Origin of the sequence: Leclercia sp. LSNIH1 (assembly GCF_002902985.1) — a bacterium.
Lineage (GTDB): Bacteria > Pseudomonadota > Gammaproteobacteria > Enterobacterales > Enterobacteriaceae > Enterobacter.
Genome location: NZ_CP026167.1, coordinates 4,468,362 through 4,486,015 on the forward strand (window position 1 = coordinate 4,468,362; position 17,654 = coordinate 4,486,015).

The window sequence follows — 17,654 nt, forward strand, 5'->3', positions numbered from 1 at the left end:
GCGTTGCCTGTCCGTTACTTACTGTGCTGCTGATTGTTCGGCATTTACGGTCAGACGCGCAACCTGGTTAGTTCTGATAAAACGGCTCAGATCGACAGGTTTACCCTGGAACTGGATCTGGACCGCAGCCGGAGCACCAATCTTGAGTTTGTACGGCGCCTGGCCTGTCAGGTTTAAATTACCGTCTTTACGCTGCAGACCGCTGAACAGCTTTTTGCCCGTCGCATCGGTCACTTCCAGCCAGCAGTCGGCGGTGAAGTTCATCACCAGCGCGTTCGGGTCAACAGGTGCTGCCGACACGCCTGCCGGATCGGCAGGTAAGGTCTGAGTGGCATCCGCCGTCGCTGCAGGTGCGGTTGCAGGTGCAGTCTCGACGTTAGCCTGAGAAGGCGACACCACCGCATTGTCTGCCGGTGCCTGCGCCGTCTGATCCGCGGCTGGCGCAGCAGTTTGCGCCGTTGCCATATCCTGAGTGCCGGTTGCTGGCGTCTGTGAATCGCTGGCGCTTGCAGAGGCGTCGGTATTCAGCGGGATGCTCTGGGCACCATCGCCCGCTGAGTTATTGAGCTCGGCGGAAGTTTGATCGGCCATGGTGGTGATCTCTTCCTGCTGCGCTTTATGGTTCTGCCACCACCACGCGCCCGTCAGGCCGATGACCACAAACAGCACCAGCCAGGTGAAACTCATCAGCCAGCCATCACGTTTTTTACGGCGTTTGCCCAGCGAAAAACTCTGCATCGGCGCGACTTTCGCCGCTCTGACCGGTGCCTGTTTTTCCATCATTGGCAGCAGTTCGTTTTCAGGGATATGAACCAGTTTCGCATAGGAGCGGATATAACCACGCAGAAACGTTGAAGCAAGATCGGCAGGAGCCTTATCTTCTTCAATATCGCGGACCGTGGAAACCTTCAGACATAAGCGCTCCGCAACGACTTGCTGGCTTAGTCCAAGTTGTTCACGGGCGTTACGAAGACGTACGCCAGTGGAAAGTGCTGCATTTTGGTCGTGAGTGGCTTCAGTATTCATTCGCTACAACTACTGGTACGTGAAAAGTGAGTATCCTGGCGCCGGTGAGTCACAATGCCACCTGCACCGCGAAACTTCTGGTCAGTTAACCTTAGTAACCCCGCCCAATGCTGTCAGGTTATCGTTGACAGAGGCGGTCTGGCAGTGAGGCTAAACTGTTGTTGCATCGTTACATACTGCCTCAAAGTCATATAAAACGCACCGTAATTATTACCCATATGCCGGCGCAATGACTGTTTATTCGCATCCGTAGCCGCCACGGCGCAATAGACGCGCCGTGACGGCATAATAATTACACGGACTTGATCGCGATGGCGTCGCCCTGCATGCGTTTACGCAGTGTACGCTTGGTGCGGTCGATAACATCACCGGCCAGCTGACCACAGGCGGCATCAATATCATCACCACGGGTTTTACGCACGATAGTGGTAAAACCATACTCCATCAGAACCTTGGAGAAACGGTCGATACGGCTGTTTGAGCTACGGCCATACGGCGCGCCCGGGAACGGGTTCCATGGGATCAGGTTGATCTTGCACGGCGTGTCTTTCAACAGTGCCGCCAGCTCGTGGGCGTGTTCGGTACCGTCGTTGACGTGATCCAGCATGACGTACTCAATGGTGACGCGACCCTGGTTGGCGTTGGACTTCGAAATGTAGCCACGAACCGAGTTCAGGAAGGTCTCAATGTTGTACTTCTTGTTGATGGGCACGATCTCATCGCGGATGGTATCGTTTGGCGCATGCAGCGAAATCGCCAGCGCCACGTCAATCATATCGCCGAGCTTATCCAGCGCGGGAACAACGCCTGAGGTAGAGAGTGTGACGCGACGTTTGGAGAGGCCAAAACCGAAGTCGTCGAGCATGATTTCCATCGCCGGAACCACGTTGGTCAGGTTCAGCAGCGGCTCGCCCATCCCCATCATCACCACGTTGGTGATTGGACGGGTGCCGGTGATTTTTGCCGCACCGACGATTTTCGCCGCACGCCACACCTGGCCGATGATCTCTGACACGCGCAGGTTACGGTTAAAGCCCTGCTGCGCCGTGGAGCAGAATTTACACTCCAGCGCACAACCCACCTGGGAGGAGACGCAGAGGGTAGCGCGATCGTCTTCCGGGATATAAACCGTTTCAACACGCTGATCGCCAACCGCAATCGCCCATTTGATGGTGCCGTCAGCGGAACGCTGCTCTTCCACCACTTCCGGCGCGCGGATTTCGGCCACTTCTTTCAGCTTGTTGCGCAGCACTTTGTTGATGTCGGTCATCTCATCAAAGTTGTCGCTGCAATAGTGGTACATCCATTTCATGACCTGGTCGGCACGAAACGGCTTTTCGCCCATCTCTTTGAAGAACTCGCGCATCTGCTGACGGTTCAAATCCAGCAGGTTGATTTTTCCATTTTTATTCGGAACCGCAGGAATGGCGACTTCGGAGGTGTTAACTAATTCAGACATAATATATTCCGGCCTCGTTGTTACACGTTATGGCCCGTGGAGGGTTGAAAAGAAACGCCCCGGAAAGCGATCGGCTCATCCGGGGCGTTACATTGTACAAAGTCTGGTGCAGGGATGCCACGTTTGCACGCGGCATTTACGAAAATAATGTGTAAACGAAACCGTTATATTAACGGGTACGTGGACACACTTCGCCTTCCGCGAAGAAGTAGGCGATTTCGCGTTTAGCAGATTCTACGGAGTCGGAACCGTGGGTGCCGTTCTCGGTGAAGCTGTCAGCGTAGTCTGCACGCAGTGTACCTGCCAGCGCGTTGTCCGGGTTAGTGGCACCCAGCAGATCGCGGTGACGCTGAACGGCATTTTCGCCTTCCAGAACGGAAACCACGATTGGGCCAGAGGTCATGAACTCAACCAGGCCGTCGAAGAATGGGCGACCTTCGTGCTCAGCATAGAAACCGCGAGCCTGCTCAACGGTCAGATGCAGCATTTTGGTACCAACAATTTTGAACCCTGCCGCTTCAAAGCGCGCAAAGATGCTGCCAATAACGTTTTTTGCCACCGCGTTTGGTTTGATGATGGAAAAAGTACGTTCAATAGCCATGATTACCTCTGTGATTTGTTCTGTTGTTTTGCATTCATGCGAAATATATGGCGCGGATTATAATGAGCATTGGCGCCATTGCCTATGGATGCATGTAACATTTTTTTAAAATAAGACGAGTTTTAACAACAGATCCTCGTCAAAACACCTTTTATCTATTGCAGCGTGAAATCCACAGTCGCCACCTGCCCCGCCTCATCCATTACCAGTAGCTGATAGTCTCCTGCATTTTCAAGCTGCAACGTATACATTCGCCCCTGGACATTCAGCGGTTCGCCATTAAGAAACCACCAGCGCGGTCCCTCGCTGCCGCTGACCAGCAGAGGCAGCGAGACGCGCGACTCCCCCGGCAAACGCTTAATCACTGCCCCCTGACGAATGCCGGAGAGCAGCAGCGGCGCCGGGAAGGTCTGACCGAGCGGCGGACAGGTTGCAGACGCGGGCGGGATGCGGGCAGACCGTCGCTCTGCCTGGGGCAGCCACGGCTCCAGCGGCAGCGGCCAGACGTCGACGCTTTTTTCCTGCGCCTGCGGGCAGTCTGCTGCCACCCGCTTACCGCTGTTATCCAGCCAGATCGGAAAATGAATGCCGCGGATGCCCTCCTGCTCCGGCAGTAACAGCGTCGGCGGTTGGCTCCCTTCGAGCAGCCACGTCGCGAGTCGACGGCGGCAGTTGCTGTCCCCGTCTGGCAGCGACTGCCCGCCCGGCCAGCAAATCACCCCGCGGCTAACGGAGGCCGGGCGCGGATCGCGCGGCAGACGCGCCTCATCCAGCGCCGATCGCGACTGCAGCAGGTTATTAACCTGATTCAACACCGGCACGGCGCTGGCAAAACCAAACTGCCCGGCCACCGGGGTGCCGTCCGGCCTGCCGGTCCAGACCCCGATGACGTAGCGCGCATTCAGCCCAATCGCCCACGCATCACGATAGCCATAGCTGGTGCCGGTTTTTATTGCCAGGGGCACTACCTGAGCAAGCGCGCTGTCGGGTAACGGCTGCGCCTCACTGGCAAGAATGCGTCGGATGATCCACGCGGACCCAGGCGAGAGTAGAGGCCGTTCCAGCAGCGGGTCGTCGGGTTTCAGGCGCAGCTTCCCTGCCCGACCCTGACGGGCAAACGCGCTGTATGCCGCGGCGATATCCGCCAGACGCGCCCCGGCGCCCCCGAGAATCAGGGACAGATTCGGCTGAGCCCCCGCAGGCAGGAGAAGCGGTAAACCAGCGTTACGCAGCATTCCGGCAAACTTTTTCGGCCCGTAGGCCTCCAGCACCTGGACGGCGGGCAGGTTCAGGGATCTCACCAGCGCCTCGCTCATGCTCACTGGGCCGTGAAAGCCGCTGTCAAAGTTACCCGGACGGTAATCGCCGGTGCGTCGCGGCACATCCTGCAGCAGCGAGGCGGGATGGATCAGCCCCTCATCCATCGCCAGGCCATAGATAAAGGGCTTCAGCACCGATCCCGGGGATCGGATCGCGCTGATCATATCCACATGGCTGAAGCGGCTGTCGTCGTTGATATCGACCGATCCCACCCAGCCGCGCACCTTCATATCGGTATGATCCAGGACGATCATCGCCAGCGAGCTGCGGGGCGGCAGGCGGGATTTCCAGTTCAGGGCCAGCTCCTCCAGCTGACGCTGCAGCGTGGCATCCAGCGTCGTCACCACTTTGCTGTCGCGGCTTTTGCCCAGCATCATGCGCGAGAACAGCGGCGCCAGCTGCGGCATCTGGCGTGGCGCCAGCCAGACGGGCTCTTTCTGCGACTCTTTGACCTGGCGGGCGGACCAGACGCCCTGGGATGCCATCCGGTTGAGCACTTTGTTACGCGCCGCCTCTGCCCGCTGCGGCCAGCGATCCGGTCGCAAACGGCTCGGCGCCTGGGGCAGAACGGCAAGCAGGGCGGCTTCGGAGTAGCTCAGTTGCGCAGGGGATTTTCCCAGATAGGCCCAGCTGGCGGCCCCCACCCCCTGTAGCGTGCCGCCAAACGGGGCGCGGTTCAGATAGAGCGTCAGGATCTCAGCTTTGGAGAGGTGCCACTCCAGCTGGAGCGCCCGCCAGAGCTGACGCACTTTGCCCCCCAGCGTACGGGAATGCGGATCCAGCAGTCGCGCCACCTGCATCGTCAGCGTGCTGCCGCCCGAGATCACCTTTCCGGCCAGCAGATCCTGCCAGGCGGCGCGCAGAACAGAGAATGGGTTAACGCCGGGATGATCCCAGAACCAGCGATCCTCATACTGGATCAGCGCCTCAAGATAGCGGGGTGAAACCTCTTCAATGGTGACCGGATAGCGCCAGATCCCGTCGCGATCGGCAAATCGCCACAATGGAATGCCCTTTTCATCCACCACCAGGCGGGCAGGTTTGACCTCGTGTAACGGCAGCGGCCACAGGCGATCGGCAGCCACGACAGCGCCCCATAGCAGAAGAAGCGCTCCCGCCGGCCACAGCCAGCGGGAGCGTAACAGAGAGCGGCGCTGCACGTTACGGAACGACAGTTAGCGGGCCGCTGGCCGCACCCGTTGCCCGCCACTGCGGTACGTACATGGATTCCACCATCGGTACCGGCACCGTGTAGGTTCCCGGGGTGACGGCACGGGCCAGATAGACCAGCGTCACTGTCTCATAATTTTTCACCGACACGGCGGCGACAAAGCGATCGTCGCGGAACTCCATATGCTGGATATCCGCCTGCTGCATCTGGTTGAGCAGGTTTTGTACCTCGCTGCCGCTCTCCTGCAGGCTGGCGCTGCTGCTGGCGAGGTTCTGGTTTTCCAGCTCCAGCCCCGCAGGCAGCAGATCCACCACCAGCGCATCCGGCACGTTCTTGCTGGCACGCACGGTCAGCCAGACCAGAACCAGCTCCCCGCTTTTCAGGGAGGAGAGCGACTTGCTGCTGCCATCGGTGGCCAGAATCTGCCGTTCAATTTTCAGCACGTTCGAGGCGGGCTGCGGCGCGTATTGTGGGTAGCCGCTGCTGTCCAGACGCACCCACAGCGGTGCAGTGCCGGTATTGGTCACCTGCAGGGCGGCCAGTTGATCGGCATTAAGATTTTGCACCTGCGGTTTGTCTCCCCGCATATTGCCTTCTTTAAACGACGTGGTGGCCTGCCACTCTCCGGTGAGTTTCTGTACGGAACGCCCCGCCAGGAACAGAGCGTTACTCTCCTGCGTTGAGAGCCAGCGCTGGCTGTACGCCTGCTCAGAAAGCACATTCAGCAGCGTATTCTGAGCGTTCGGCAGCAGTTTGTACTCTTCCAGCAGGCTGAGCATCATCGCGTTATCGCGAAGCGGGCTGCCGTAATCGGCCAGCCAGCTTTGCGTTTCGCTGCGCGGCGTTTTGATTGCCAGATCGAGCGCCTGCTGGCTGCGCGGCGCATCCCCCATCAGCTTCAGCGCCAGGCCAAGCTGCATCAGCGGCAGGCCCGATTTGGCCTGACCATGACGATCCCAGATTTCACGCAGCGCCCCCAGCGGCGCTTTTTGCTGACGAGCCAGCACCAGCGCGGCATAGGCCTGGATGGCAAATTTGCTGGCGGTGGTGTTCTCGCTGTAGCGGACAGCCATCATGCCCGGGTCCTGCAGATAGCGCAGCAGGCGGTTGTTGGCGTTGGTAATGGCCTCAGCCGGGACGCTGTAACCCTGCTCGCCCGCCCGCACCAGGAAATCAGTGACGTAGGCGGTGAGCCAGTACTCTTCCTCACCGTTTTTATCCCACAGGGCAAAGCCACCGTTGTCACGCTGCATCTGCAGCAGGCGGGAGATACCGATCTCAATAGCCGCGCGACGTTTTTCGTCGCTGTCACCCTTAATCCCTAACGCGCTCAGCTGGGCGGCATTGGTATACAGAGACGGGAAGAGACCGCTGGTGGTCTGTTCCAGACAGCCATACGGATAGGCCTGCAGCTCACGAATGTAGCGGGCCAGGTTGAGCGGCGGCTTGCCGCTGAGCAGAAGCTGCCCCTGTAAGGTCACCGGCGAGAAATTCGCCAGGTGCTGTTCCGGCGCATGCCAGCTTTCGCCCGGATTGAGCATCGTGCCGGTGTTCACCGTCTGCGCCGGGAATGCCGGGCGCACGCCGATTTTCCAGCTTTTCTGCTGCGGGGCAAAGGTTTCGCCGGGCAGCGTCAGGCCGTTTACCTGCGCGACGATTTCGCCCTCGCCGTAACCTTCCAGCGCCCGCACAGGAATAAACAGCGTCGAGCGTTCGCCCGCGGCCAGTGTAACCGGCTGCGGCTGGGCCCCTTCCAGCGCCAGATTACCGCCAGCGGTCAGGGCGACGTTCAGGGTCTGCGGACGATCGGTGAGGTTAGTCAGATCCAGCGTCAGCCTGGCGCTATCGCCGCTGGCCAGGAAGCGCGGTGTGTTTAGCTCGGTGATCACCGGTGCGGCAACGATGATTTTGCTCTCGCTACTGCCAAAATCATCATCGGTCCAGGCCTGGGCCATCAGACGCAGCTCGCCGTTAAAGTCGCCAATGGGTAACGAGACGGTGCCCTCCCCGTTGGCGTCCAGCTCTACCGGCTGCGCCTGCTGGGCGATAATGGTGACGTGGTTAACCGGCGGTTTGCCGCCGCGCTTGAGCTCATCGCCGTCGCCGCCAAAGCGCAGCGACGCCAGACGCCCCTGGCCTTCAATCACCTGGCCGTAGATATCGTAGATGTCCGCGCCATAGCGCTTCTGGCCAAAGAACGCCTGCCACGGATCCGGGGTGACGTAATCGGTAATGTTGAGTACGCCGCTGTCCACCGCCGAAACCAGCACGTTAACTTTCTGCGGGGTCGTCCCCTCTTTCACGCTGGCTTTCACTTTCACCGTCAGCATCTGGTCAGGACGCATTTTGGGCGGATTTTCCAGGGCGATGCTCAGGCGACGGTTCTCATCGCCCATCGGCAGATGCAGCAAGCCCACAGCCCGTTTTGGCGTGGCCGATTTGGATTTATCGCCGGGGCGAACCACCAGCGTGGAGAGGTAAAGATCGTGACGTTTCCAGGCTTTATCTACCGGGATCGTCATATCCAGCCCTTCAGCCGGGACGTCGATCTCTTTCCACCACAGCGGCCCTTCGCTGGATTCGATCATCGCGTAGCCTTTACCTGCCGCCGGGGCGGCAATGTGCAGCTTGATGGTATCCCCTGGCTGATAGGCCGGTTTGTCCAGTTTCAGGGTGACGCGATCCGGTCGCGCCGCGCCGGAGCCGTCGCTGTTATCCTGCCAGCTGTAGCCCGCCCAGAAGCGCACGCTGCTCACCGCCTCATCCGGGGCTTTCACCTCCAGACGGTAGGAGCCCCACTCCACCGGGAAGCTCACTTTCCCCGTTTCGTCCGCGGCCAGATCCAGCGCCTGCTCGCCTTCGATCAGATCTTTTTGATCAAACTGCGACTGCCAGCCGTCACTTTCCGACCAGGTCCAGGCGTAGTCCCGACGTTCGCGGATCAGGCGAACCTGCAGACCAGAAACGGCTTTTTTCGCCCCGCTGGCATCAGCGTAGACAATATCGAATCCGGCCTGGCTGTTCTCCTCCACAATCGGCTGGTTGACGGTGGTATCGGTGCGGTAGTCATAGACCGCTTTGCTGGCGAACTGCGGACGGATGCCCGGCAGGGTGGCCGCTGGCCAGACGGCCTGTTCCGCCCGGCGGGTCACCGGACGTCCGCCGGACTCCAGCAGGCTGGCCTGCAAAATAACCTGCAGCGGGGAGTGCGTCTCTTTCCACTGGCTTTCGCTGGTCACCTGACCCCGCCCTTGTTCGTCCAGGGTCAGCTGCACTTCGTCGAGGCTGCGGCTCAGGTTCTCTTCGGCGATATCGCCAAACTGGAAGCCCGGCAGTGCGGCCACGGCGTCACGCAGCGGGCGTAAAAAGAGCTGTCCTTGCAGGCTGTTGCCGTTGGCGGGAGCGCCGTACAGGTAATACCCCGTCACGTCGAACGCGACATCATCCTGCGGCGCAACCGGCGCTTTTTGCCCGGTAAGATTCAGCGCCATGCGCTCTGGCATAAAATCTTCGACGTGGAAATCCCACATCCGCTGCTGGTTATCGCCGGTACTGGCGCGCACATGCCACATGCCGGTCTGCGCCCCGCTATCAAGGGGATAGTTAAAGCGATAGAGACCGTTTTCCGGCTGGCTGACCACGGTACGTGCCACCTGGCCGTCCGGGCGTAATACCTCCAGCTTCACCGGCTGGTCGGGCAGCGGTTTGCCGTCGCTGTCGCGCAGCAGGCCGTTGAGGATCAACGTTTCGCCCGGGCGATAGAGATCGCGCGGACCAAACATAAAGAACTGCTTGTTCAGGCCTGGCGCGCCGGTGATGGCAAACTCCGCCAGATCCAGCGCCGGAAGGGTGAGATCCAAAAGCGTGGTCTGCCCATCTTTACGGGCGAGAAGCAGCGCGGCCGCTTTATCTGTTTGCAACGTCGCGTGACCGTCGGCATCGCTCGACGCCTGGGCCAGTGTCTGCCCTTTATCGTTGAGCAACAGCACCTCAATGCCCGACTGCGCCGCGCCGTTCTCCAGGCTCTGGGTAAAAATATCCAGCCGGTTATGGTAGCGGTGGGCGGAGAGACCAATATCGCTGAGGGTAAAGAGCGTGGCGGCGTTGCTGTAGTTATAGTGCCCGGCCTGATTCATCACCGCGATGTAGACCCCCGCCTGCTGTAGCGGCTTGATCTCCGCCAGCGGCAGCAGCAGTTTCTCGCGGGTATTGCGCGCCGGGTTAAGGTCGAAGCGGCCGGTATAGACCAGATCGGCCATCTTCAGCAGATTGTCGGATTCCCAGTTGGTAAGCGAACTGCGGTACTCCCACTGGCTGACGAACGCGGCCAGGGACTCGGGTTTGACCCGGTAGAAATTCACATCGACGTTATTTACGTTCAGCGCCATTACCGGCAACCCTTCTACCACCTTGCCCGGCAGCAGCGAGCCGCGGCTGGCGAAGCCCACGGTCGGCTCAATATCGCGGGTGGTGATGGTTTTTTCGATATCGCTGCCCAGCGTGGCTTTATTCAGCCCAAGCAGCCCGCTCTCGACGGTGACCACCAGATTCCGGTTTGGCTCCAGATGGCGCAGGCGCAGCTCCTTCAGATTAGGCGCCAGCTCCCATGCCCCATCAACCTTGCCGCTTTTTTTGTCCACCACGTGCACGGTACGGGCGAAATCCTGGGCGGGATCGAGGGGAACCGAGAAGGTCAGCACCAGGGCTGCCGCGCCGTCGAGCTGGAGCTCTGAAGCATCCAGCAGGGTCAGCGCCTTGCCCTGGCTCTGCGCTGCCAGTTTTTCCAGCGTGGCGCCGTCAGGCTTCGCCGGGACAGTCGGTTGTGTGGTGGATGCAGCCGCCGCAGCGGGCGCCTGGGGTTTGGGCTTATCGTCACTGTTGTCACAGCCGATAAGCGCCAGTGAAGTGAGCAGCGCTAATGAAAGTGCGGCGAAGCGAAACGGTTTCATCCTTTATCCCTGGCCTCTCGGGCCTGTTGGTCGTCGTCGGGGTAAGTATTATCCGCAAGTTTCATTAATACAAAAGCACTCAATCCAATTACGGACAGCACCTCGCAAAATAATTATCAGCATTAAAAATTCCGCTGCTACGGCGATCACAGCCCATAAGGTTACATGTAACCTTTAACGTCATTTGTTTTTAAAACAAGAAGATATATGGATAAACCGGCGTTCCCACTGCTAGTTTTACTCTCAGACGCACCTTGAGTGCGCGGTTCAATAAGAGAGAACATGATGAAACGAGCCGTGAACGCCCTACAAAATTTCGGAAAATCATTATACGGACCGGTACTTATCCTGCCGATTGTCGGTCTGTTTATTGCCTTTGGAAACGTGCTGGGTAACGGTGGTCTTGCCGGCTATCTGCCATTCCTCGGCCATCCACTGATCCAGAGTATTGGCCAGCTGATCGCCAAATCCGCCGTCTCGGTGCTGGTTAACCTCGCGCTGGTGTTCGCCGTGGGGATTCCCATTGGTCTGGCAACACGTGACAAAGGTTACGCGGCGCTGATTGGTCTGGTGACCTTTGTGGTGTTTATCAACGCCATGAACGTCACGCTGCAACTGCAGGGCGCGCTGGCCCCTGCGGAGCAGATGAAAGCCGCCGGACAGAGCATGGTGCTGGGGGTACAGGTGCTGGAGATGGGCGTGTTCGCCGGGATCCTCACCGGGGCGCTGTCGGGCTACCTGTATAACAAATACTCCGGGGTGCAGTTTAACGGCGCCATGGCAATCTACTCCGGCCACTGCTTTGTCGCCATTATTATGCTGCCGGTCTCAATGCTGCTGGGGGTGGTGATGAGCGAGCTGTGGCCGTTTGCCCAGCACGGGATCAGCACGATGGCCTTAGCAATAAAAGGTTCCGGACCGTTTGGGGTGGCGATTTACGGCTTCCTTGAGCGCATCCTGGTGCCGACCGGCCTGCACCATCTGGTTTATACCCCCTTCCTCTATACCGAACTGGGCGGTACCCAGGAGGTCTGCGGCGCTACCTACCAGGGCGCGCGTAATATCTACTTCGCCGAGATGGCCTGCCCGGACGTGAAACAGCTCAGCAGCACCGTGGTCTGGGATGCTCGCGGTATCAGCAAGATGTTTGGCCTGCCTGCCGCCGCGCTGGCGATGTATGTCACCGCGAAACCGGAGCGTAAAGCCGCGGCGAAAGCGATTCTGATCCCGGCGGCGCTCACCTCGTTGCTGGTGGGCGTTACCGAACCCATTGAGTTCTCCTTCCTGTTTGTCGCCCCGCTGCTGTTTGTGGTGCATGCGGTGCTGACCGGGATTGGCATGATGCTCTTCTCCCCGTTCGGCGTTCACGCCATCGGCGCCAACGGCATCATCGATTTTATTCTCTATAACCTGCCGCTGGGCACTGAGAAGTCTAACTGGCCGATGTACATCGTGGTCGGGCTGATCATGTTCACCGTCTACTTCGTTGTCTTCCGCTTCCTGATCCTGCATTTCCGCATGAAAACGCCGGGACGCGAGGAGGAAGATCAGGAGACCCGTCTGTACAGCAAGCAGGAGTATCAGGCGAAGGGCAGCAATAATGGCCTGGGCGAGGCGATTGTGGTCGGCCTCGGCGGACGTGAAAACATCGAGGTAGTGGACAACTGCTACACCCGCCTGCGCGTCACGGTGAAAGATGTCGCCGTCATCGACGAGCCGCGGCTCAAGGCGACGGGCGCGAAAGGCATTATCAAACAAGGTAACAACGTTCAGGTGGTCTACGGGCTGCATGTCAAAAAAATGCGAGAAGCGGTCGAGACGGTTCTCTGAAGGAGATAAACATGATTACACCCCCATTCATTCTCTCTATCGCCGGTGGCGGCAGCACCTATACGCCCGGGATTGTGAAAAGCCTGATGGTGCAGCTGGACAAATTCCCGCTGGCGGAAATTCGCCTCTACGACATCGACGCCGCGCGGCAGGATACCATCGCGCCGGTGGTGGAGAAGGTGATTCGCGATCACAGTCAGAGCATCAAATTCACCGTCACCAGCGACCCGGAAGTGGCCTTCAGCGGTGCCCATTTCATCTTCGCCCAGATGCGCGTGGGTCAGTACAAAATGCGCGAGAAGGATGAGAAGATCCCGCTGCGTCACGGCGTGGTTGGCCAGGAGACCTGCGGCCCGGGCGGGCTGGCGTATGGCTTACGCACGATCCTGCCGATGGTTGAACTGATCGACATGGTCGAGCGCTATGCGCATGAAAAAGCGTGGATCGTTAACTACTCCAACCCGGCGGCCATCGTCGCAGAGGGTGTGCGCCGCCTGCGACCTGACGCCCGGGTGCTGAACATCTGCGATATGCCGGTCGCGGCGATGCGCAATATGGGGGCCATTCTGGGCGTGGATCGTCACAAGCTGGAGGTGGATTATTTCGGTCTGAACCACTTCGGCTGGTTTACCCGCGTGCTGGTGGATGGCGAGGACAAACTGCCGGAGCTGCGCCGCCATGTCGCCAGATTTGGCCTGCTGACGGAAGATGCGGCTAAAACCGACCCGCAGCACTCCGATCCATCCTGGGTGAAAACCTGGCGCAACATCAAGCCGATCATGGATAACTTCCCGGAGTATCTGCCGAACCCCTATCTGCAGTACTACCTGATGCCAAACCAGATCGTGGAGCACCAGAACCCGGACTATACCCGCGCCAACGAAGTGATGAACGGTCGCGAGAAAAAGCTGTTTGCGGCTGCGGAAGAGTATAAACAGACCGGGATCCTGCCAGATGCGTTCCACGTGGGGGTACACGGCGAGTTTATCGTGGATGTGGCCCGCTCGCTGGCGTTCAACCTGCGTCAGCGCCATCTGGTGATGGTAGAAAACCGCGGGGCGATTACTAATCTGCCGTATGACGCCATGGTTGAAGTGCCGGCCTATATCACAAGCGAAGGGCCAGAGCCGATCCGCATCGGCCAGGTGCCGCTGTTCCACCAGACCCTGCTGCAACAACAGCTGGCCTCGGAGCAGCTGCTGGTAGAGGCCACCATCGAAGGCAGCTACGAGAAAGCGTTGCAGGCGTTCACCCTGAACCGCACCGTGCCAACCATGGAGCATGCCAAAGCCATTCTGGACGAGATGATCGAAGCTAACCGTGAATACTGGCCTGCATTGCAGAAAGCATGGCAGGACGGAGAAGCGGTGAAAAAATAAGGGCTTGCTCGCGAGTTGAACGTGGTTCCCTTGTCGGTGTCAGAAAAAACACCGACAATCCATTATTGGATTCATTTATGGAGGCAACCATGCCCACCTCATATTTTGTCGCAGCCGACTGGCTGATTGAGCACAGTGACGATCCTGAAGTCCAGATCCTCGACGCGCGCATGGCGCCGCCGGGGCAGGAGCATCGTGACGTTCCCGCGGAATACCGCGCCGGGCATCTGCCGGGGGCGGTATTTTTTGATATTGAAGCCCTCTCCGATCACACCTCTCCCCTGCCGCACATGATGCCGCGCCCGGAAGCTTTTGCGGTCGCCATGCGCGAGCTGGGCGTCAGCCACGATAAGCATCTGGTGATTTATGATGAAGGGAATCTCTTCTCCGCACCACGGGCGTGGTGGATGCTGAAAACCTTCGGCGTGGAAAAAGTGTCGATTCTGGCGGGCGGGCTTGCGGGCTGGCAGCGGGCGGAGCTCCCGCTCCAGCAGGGCGATGTCTCGCTGCCGGACGGCGATTTTGAAGCCACCTTCGATGCCGGAGCGATCAAGCGCGTCACCGACGTGCTGCTGGCCAGCCACGAACAGACCGCACAGATTGTCGATGCCCGCCCTGCCCCGCGCTTTAACGCCGAGGCCGACGAGCCGCGCCCTGGCCTCAAGCGCGGCCATATCCCAGGCGCACGTAACGTGCCGTGGGGCGATCTGGTGTTTGAGGGCGAGCTGAAGACCACCGATGAGCTGCGTGAGATTTTTGCCCGTCAGGGTGTGGATCTGCATCAGCCCATCGTCGCCAGCTGCGGCTCGGGCGTCACCGCCTGTGTGGTGCTCCTGGCGCTGGCTACCCTCGGCAAAACCGACGTGACGCTCTACGACGGGGCGTGGAGTGAATGGGGTGCCCGGGACGATCTGCCGGTTGAACCGGCGCAGTAATGGATAACCGCCTGGCGACATTGTTATCGCGCGGGGAGACCCTGACCCGCGCGGAATATCGCGTGCTGGCCCATCTGACCGGGCATCCGCTGCTGGTGGGCCATATCACGGTGCGGGAGCTGGCGCAGGCGACCTTTGTCTCGACCGCCACCATTATGCGTCTCTGCCGCAAGCTGGGGTTTAGCGGCTTTAGCGAGTTCATCTGGCACTGCAAGCAGCTGTTGAGCGACACGCCGCACATTGCCGCCGAAAGCCGTCAGCCTGCGGAGCTGCCCGCGCTGTTCAATCAGTTTATCGCCAACTATCAGCAGACCTTTCAGTGGGCGACGGCGCAAAAGCGCCACTATTTTGCCGAACTGCTGCGGGAAAAAGAGAGCTTCTTTCTCTACGGGGCGGGCTTTTCCTATCTTTTTGCCGAGTACCTGACCAAAAAATTGCAGGTGCTGGGCAAGACGGCCTTTATCTCCGGCCCGGGCGACAGCCGTAATATCTTTCTCAGCAACGCCTCGCGCTATCAGGTCTTCATCGCAGTCTCGCGCAGCGGGGAAACGGAACAGGTTCTGGATAAGGCGCGCATTGCGCAAAACGTGGGGATGACGGTGGTGGCTTTTACCCGCGCGTCGGCGAATAGCCTGGCGGGGATGGCGGATCTGCATTTTGCTTTGTACGACGAAGCGGTGCATTTCGCCGCCGAAGCCGCAGGGGTGACCTCGTTTGAGTCGAACCTGGTGCTGCTGATGGATTTACTGCTGCTGGAAGCAACGGGGTGAGTGCCACCCCGTAAGATTCAGATAATGCGGTTGTTTTTGAAATCGCGCAGGAAGCCACCCCAGCGGCGCTCATAGAACGGCGTGATGTGCTCGGTGATAAAGTGGCTGATGCCCTTCTCCCCCGCCACTACCCGGCAGATATCGATCGGCTCGTCGCCCGGCAGGGTGTCGGTCGCCACGCTGCCCGCGGCCTGAATGATGTCGTCGATCTCGCCATCCGCCTCGATACCAATCAGCAGTACCGGCTGTTCGTCAGCCTGCTCTTTGATGGAGCAGAGAAACGCGCGCTTAACCGGCTTGAGGGTCTGGAAAAGGGTGGTCAGGGAGTCGATCATCTGCGCCGGTGGCTCGGCCACTTCCGACAGCAGCAGCGACTCGCCGCCCTCCAGCACCTCCTGGGTGCTAAGCGGGTTGCCCTCTTCGCCAATCAGATGGCTGATTTCACGCGGGGTGAACTCTTTCCCGGTCGGCAGTTTGGCATTCAGAAACAGGGTTTCGCCCAGCGTCATCTCAAACAGGGTGCGCACCGGCATCACCACGAACGCCTGCTCATCTTCAACGGCTTGCTGTAAGGCCTCAAGGGAGGAGAAGAACGGGATCACCGAGGTGCCGTCGTCTTTTTCCCAGTGCAGCAGATCCAGGGCGCTGTCCTCAACAACCTGCTCGCCTTCCGCCGCCGTACCGGGCACCCAGACGGTGGACTCCAGCAGCGCGCGGAAGAATGCCGGACGATGGGCGGGCTCGGTGGCCGCTTTCTCCAGCAGGGTTTCTAATTCGTTTTTGGTTTCTGACATAGTTTCACTACTTCAAAAAACGCCGGGTGGCGCTTTGCTTACCCGGCCTACAACACCCGTAGGCCCGTGCAAGCGCAGCGCCGCCGGGCAAGCTAATTACTCTGCCGTCAGCAGGTTCGCAATGGTACGCACGCCCAGACCGGTCGCACCCGCGGACCACTGTTCAACCGCCGCTTTACGGTAGGTCGCGGAGCAGTCGATGTGCAGCCAGCCTTCGCGATAGTTCTCGACAAAGTGCGACAGGAAACCGGCGGCGGTGCTTGCCCCTGCCGGATAGGCCGCGCTGGCGGTATTGTTCAGTTCGGCAAAGTTCGACGGCAGCTGGCTGCGGTGGAACTCGGCCAGCGGCAGACGCCAGAACGGCTCGTTCTCGGCGGCGGCGCTCGCCAGCAGGCGGTTTGCCAGCTTATCGTCGAAGCTGAACAGCGCGTGGTAGTCGTTGCCCAGCGCGGTTTTCGCCGCCCCGGTCAGGGTCGCCATGTCGATAATCAGCTCTGGTTTTTGCGCCGAGGCATCGATCAGCCCATCCGCCAGCACCAGACGGCCTTCGGCGTCGGTATTCATCACTTCAACGTTTTTGCCGTTGCGGTAGCGAATGATGTCGCCCAGCTTAAAGGCGTTACCGCTGACCATGTTGTCGGCGCAGCAGAGCCAGAGCTTCACGCGTTTGTTCAGGCCGCGGGTGATGGCAAAGGCCAGCGCACCGGTGATGGTCGCCGCGCCGCCCATGTCGGACTTCATGGAGTCCATGAACGCGCTCTGCTTCAGGCTATAGCCGCCGGTGTCAAAGGTAATGCCCTTCCCGACCAGGCAGGCGAATACCGGGGCCGCTTTATCGCCGGTTGGGTTGTAGTCCAGCGCCAGCAGCACCGGCGGGCGCTCAGAGCCGCGACCCACGGTGTGGATGCCCATATAGTTCTGCTCGCGCAGATCTTCGCCTTTGGTGATGCGGTAAGAGACGTTGTCGCCCGCCACCTTGCTCAGCAGATCGACAGCACGCTGCGCCAGCTGCTCCGGACCCAGCTCTTCCGCCGGGGCGTTGATGGTGTCGCGCACCCAGTCGATAATGGTCAGACGGCTTTCCAGCTCGCGCTTGCCGGCTTCGTCCAGATTAGCCCACTCAATTTTACGGCTGCCTTTTGGCCCTTTATAACCGGCCCAGAAGGCCCAGCTGCGATCGGTGTCCCAGCCTTCGCCGTCGAGTAACACATGTTTAATGCCCAGGCCGTCAATTTTACGCGCCGCGCGCTGGATCAGGCCTAAATCGTCGCTGCCGTTCAGGTGCAGGGTAATACCGTCGTTGTTGATGCTGTAAGTGGCTTTTTCACCCCAGCGCGCATCGGCAGGCTGAGTAGAGAGCGTAATCTTCATCGCTTCGGTCATTTTATTTTTCCTTATTAGCAACAAGCAAACGGGCCGC

At 59.6% G+C, this 17,654-nt stretch carries 11 protein-coding genes; 4 read left to right on the plus strand and 7 right to left on the minus strand.

The features are described from left to right. Window positions 1-18: 18 nt before the first annotated feature. The 5 genes from rodZ to C2U54_RS22065 form a co-directional block, all read right to left on the minus strand. Window positions 19-1,026: a cytoskeleton protein RodZ gene (gene rodZ / locus C2U54_RS22045; protein ID WP_103180710.1), complete on the minus strand. Its 1,008-nt coding sequence runs from the start codon at window positions 1,024-1,026 to the stop codon at window positions 19-21. Between the two features lie 292 nt (window positions 1,027-1,318). Continuing rightward, complete coding sequence (locus tag C2U54_RS22050; protein ID WP_103180711.1) at window positions 1,319-2,485, minus strand: bifunctional tRNA (adenosine(37)-C2)-methyltransferase TrmG/ribosomal RNA large subunit methyltransferase RlmN; 1,167 nt, start codon at window positions 2,483-2,485, stop codon at window positions 1,319-1,321. A gap of 169 nt (window positions 2,486-2,654) precedes the next feature. Next, window positions 2,655-3,086, minus strand: coding sequence for a nucleoside-diphosphate kinase (ndk, locus tag C2U54_RS22055; RefSeq protein ID WP_039029721.1), 432 nt, complete (start codon window positions 3,084-3,086; stop codon window positions 2,655-2,657). A 155-nt stretch (window positions 3,087-3,241) separates the two neighbouring features. Then, the gene (pbpC, locus tag C2U54_RS22060) at window positions 3,242-5,566 is read right to left on the minus strand and encodes a peptidoglycan glycosyltransferase PbpC (RefSeq protein WP_103180712.1); all 2,325 of its coding nucleotides are present in this window, start codon (window positions 5,564-5,566) and stop codon (window positions 3,242-3,244) included. A 1-nt stretch (window position 5,567) separates the two neighbouring features. After that, complete coding sequence (locus C2U54_RS22065; protein WP_103180713.1) at window positions 5,568-10,526, minus strand: alpha-2-macroglobulin family protein; 4,959 nt, start codon at window positions 10,524-10,526, stop codon at window positions 5,568-5,570. A gap of 285 nt (window positions 10,527-10,811) precedes the next feature. Between C2U54_RS22065 and C2U54_RS22070 the strand changes: the two genes are divergently transcribed. From C2U54_RS22070 to C2U54_RS22085, 4 genes are all read left to right on the plus strand, one after another. Further along, window positions 10,812-12,356 (plus strand): PTS transporter subunit EIIC, encoded by a 1,545-nt coding sequence (locus tag C2U54_RS22070; protein ID WP_103180714.1) that lies wholly within the window; start codon window positions 10,812-10,814, stop codon window positions 12,354-12,356. Between the two features lie 11 nt (window positions 12,357-12,367). Continuing rightward, window positions 12,368-13,735, plus strand: a complete 1,368-nt coding sequence (locus C2U54_RS22075) for a 6-phospho-alpha-glucosidase (protein WP_103180715.1) — start codon at window positions 12,368-12,370, stop codon at window positions 13,733-13,735. 89 nt (window positions 13,736-13,824) lie between these two features. Further along, entirely contained in the window at window positions 13,825-14,670 is an 846-nt protein-coding gene (gene sseA / locus C2U54_RS22080) for a 3-mercaptopyruvate sulfurtransferase (protein WP_103180716.1), read from the plus strand. Then, complete coding sequence (locus C2U54_RS22085; RefSeq protein ID WP_103180717.1) at window positions 14,670-15,440, plus strand: MurR/RpiR family transcriptional regulator; 771 nt, start codon at window positions 14,670-14,672, stop codon at window positions 15,438-15,440. Before sseA ends, C2U54_RS22085 begins: the two co-directional genes overlap by 1 nt. Window positions 15,441-15,457: 17 nt before the next feature. Here the strand turns inward: C2U54_RS22085 and sseB are convergent, their stop codons facing one another. Both sseB and pepB read right to left on the minus strand, forming a co-directional pair. After that, entirely contained in the window at window positions 15,458-16,234 is a 777-nt protein-coding gene (sseB, locus tag C2U54_RS22090; RefSeq protein WP_103180718.1) for an enhanced serine sensitivity protein SseB, read from the minus strand. Between the two features lie 96 nt (window positions 16,235-16,330). Then, window positions 16,331-17,617 carry an aminopeptidase PepB gene (gene pepB / locus C2U54_RS22095; RefSeq protein WP_103180719.1) on the minus strand — a complete coding sequence of 429 codons (1,287 nt, stop codon included), beginning with the start codon at window positions 17,615-17,617 and terminating at the stop codon, window positions 16,331-16,333. Window positions 17,618-17,654: the final 37 nt, after the last annotated feature.

What these genes read in the sequence shown, in the direction of transcription:
- C2U54_RS22070 (WP_103180714.1), top strand. Translation starts at nt 10,812, where the DNA reads ATGAAACGAGCCGTGAACGCCCTACAAAATTTCGGAAAATCATTATAC.
- sseB (WP_103180718.1), bottom strand. Translation starts at nt 16,234, where the DNA reads ATGTCAGAAACCAAAAACGAATTAGAAACCCTGCTGGAGAAAGCGGCC.
- C2U54_RS22085 (WP_103180717.1), top strand. Translation starts at nt 14,670, where the DNA reads ATGGATAACCGCCTGGCGACATTGTTATCGCGCGGGGAGACCCTGACC.
- C2U54_RS22075 (WP_103180715.1), top strand. Translation starts at nt 12,368, where the DNA reads ATGATTACACCCCCATTCATTCTCTCTATCGCCGGTGGCGGCAGCACC.
- pepB (WP_103180719.1), bottom strand. Translation starts at nt 17,617, where the DNA reads ATGACCGAAGCGATGAAGATTACGCTCTCTACTCAGCCTGCCGATGCG.
- ndk (WP_039029721.1), bottom strand. Translation starts at nt 3,086, where the DNA reads ATGGCTATTGAACGTACTTTTTCCATCATCAAACCAAACGCGGTGGCA.
- rodZ (WP_103180710.1), bottom strand. Translation starts at nt 1,026, where the DNA reads ATGAATACTGAAGCCACTCACGACCAAAATGCAGCACTTTCCACTGGC.
- C2U54_RS22050 (WP_103180711.1), bottom strand. Translation starts at nt 2,485, where the DNA reads ATGTCTGAATTAGTTAACACCTCCGAAGTCGCCATTCCTGCGGTTCCG.
- sseA (WP_103180716.1), top strand. Translation starts at nt 13,825, where the DNA reads ATGCCCACCTCATATTTTGTCGCAGCCGACTGGCTGATTGAGCACAGT.
- C2U54_RS22065 (WP_103180713.1), bottom strand. Translation starts at nt 10,526, where the DNA reads ATGAAACCGTTTCGCTTCGCCGCACTTTCATTAGCGCTGCTCACTTCA.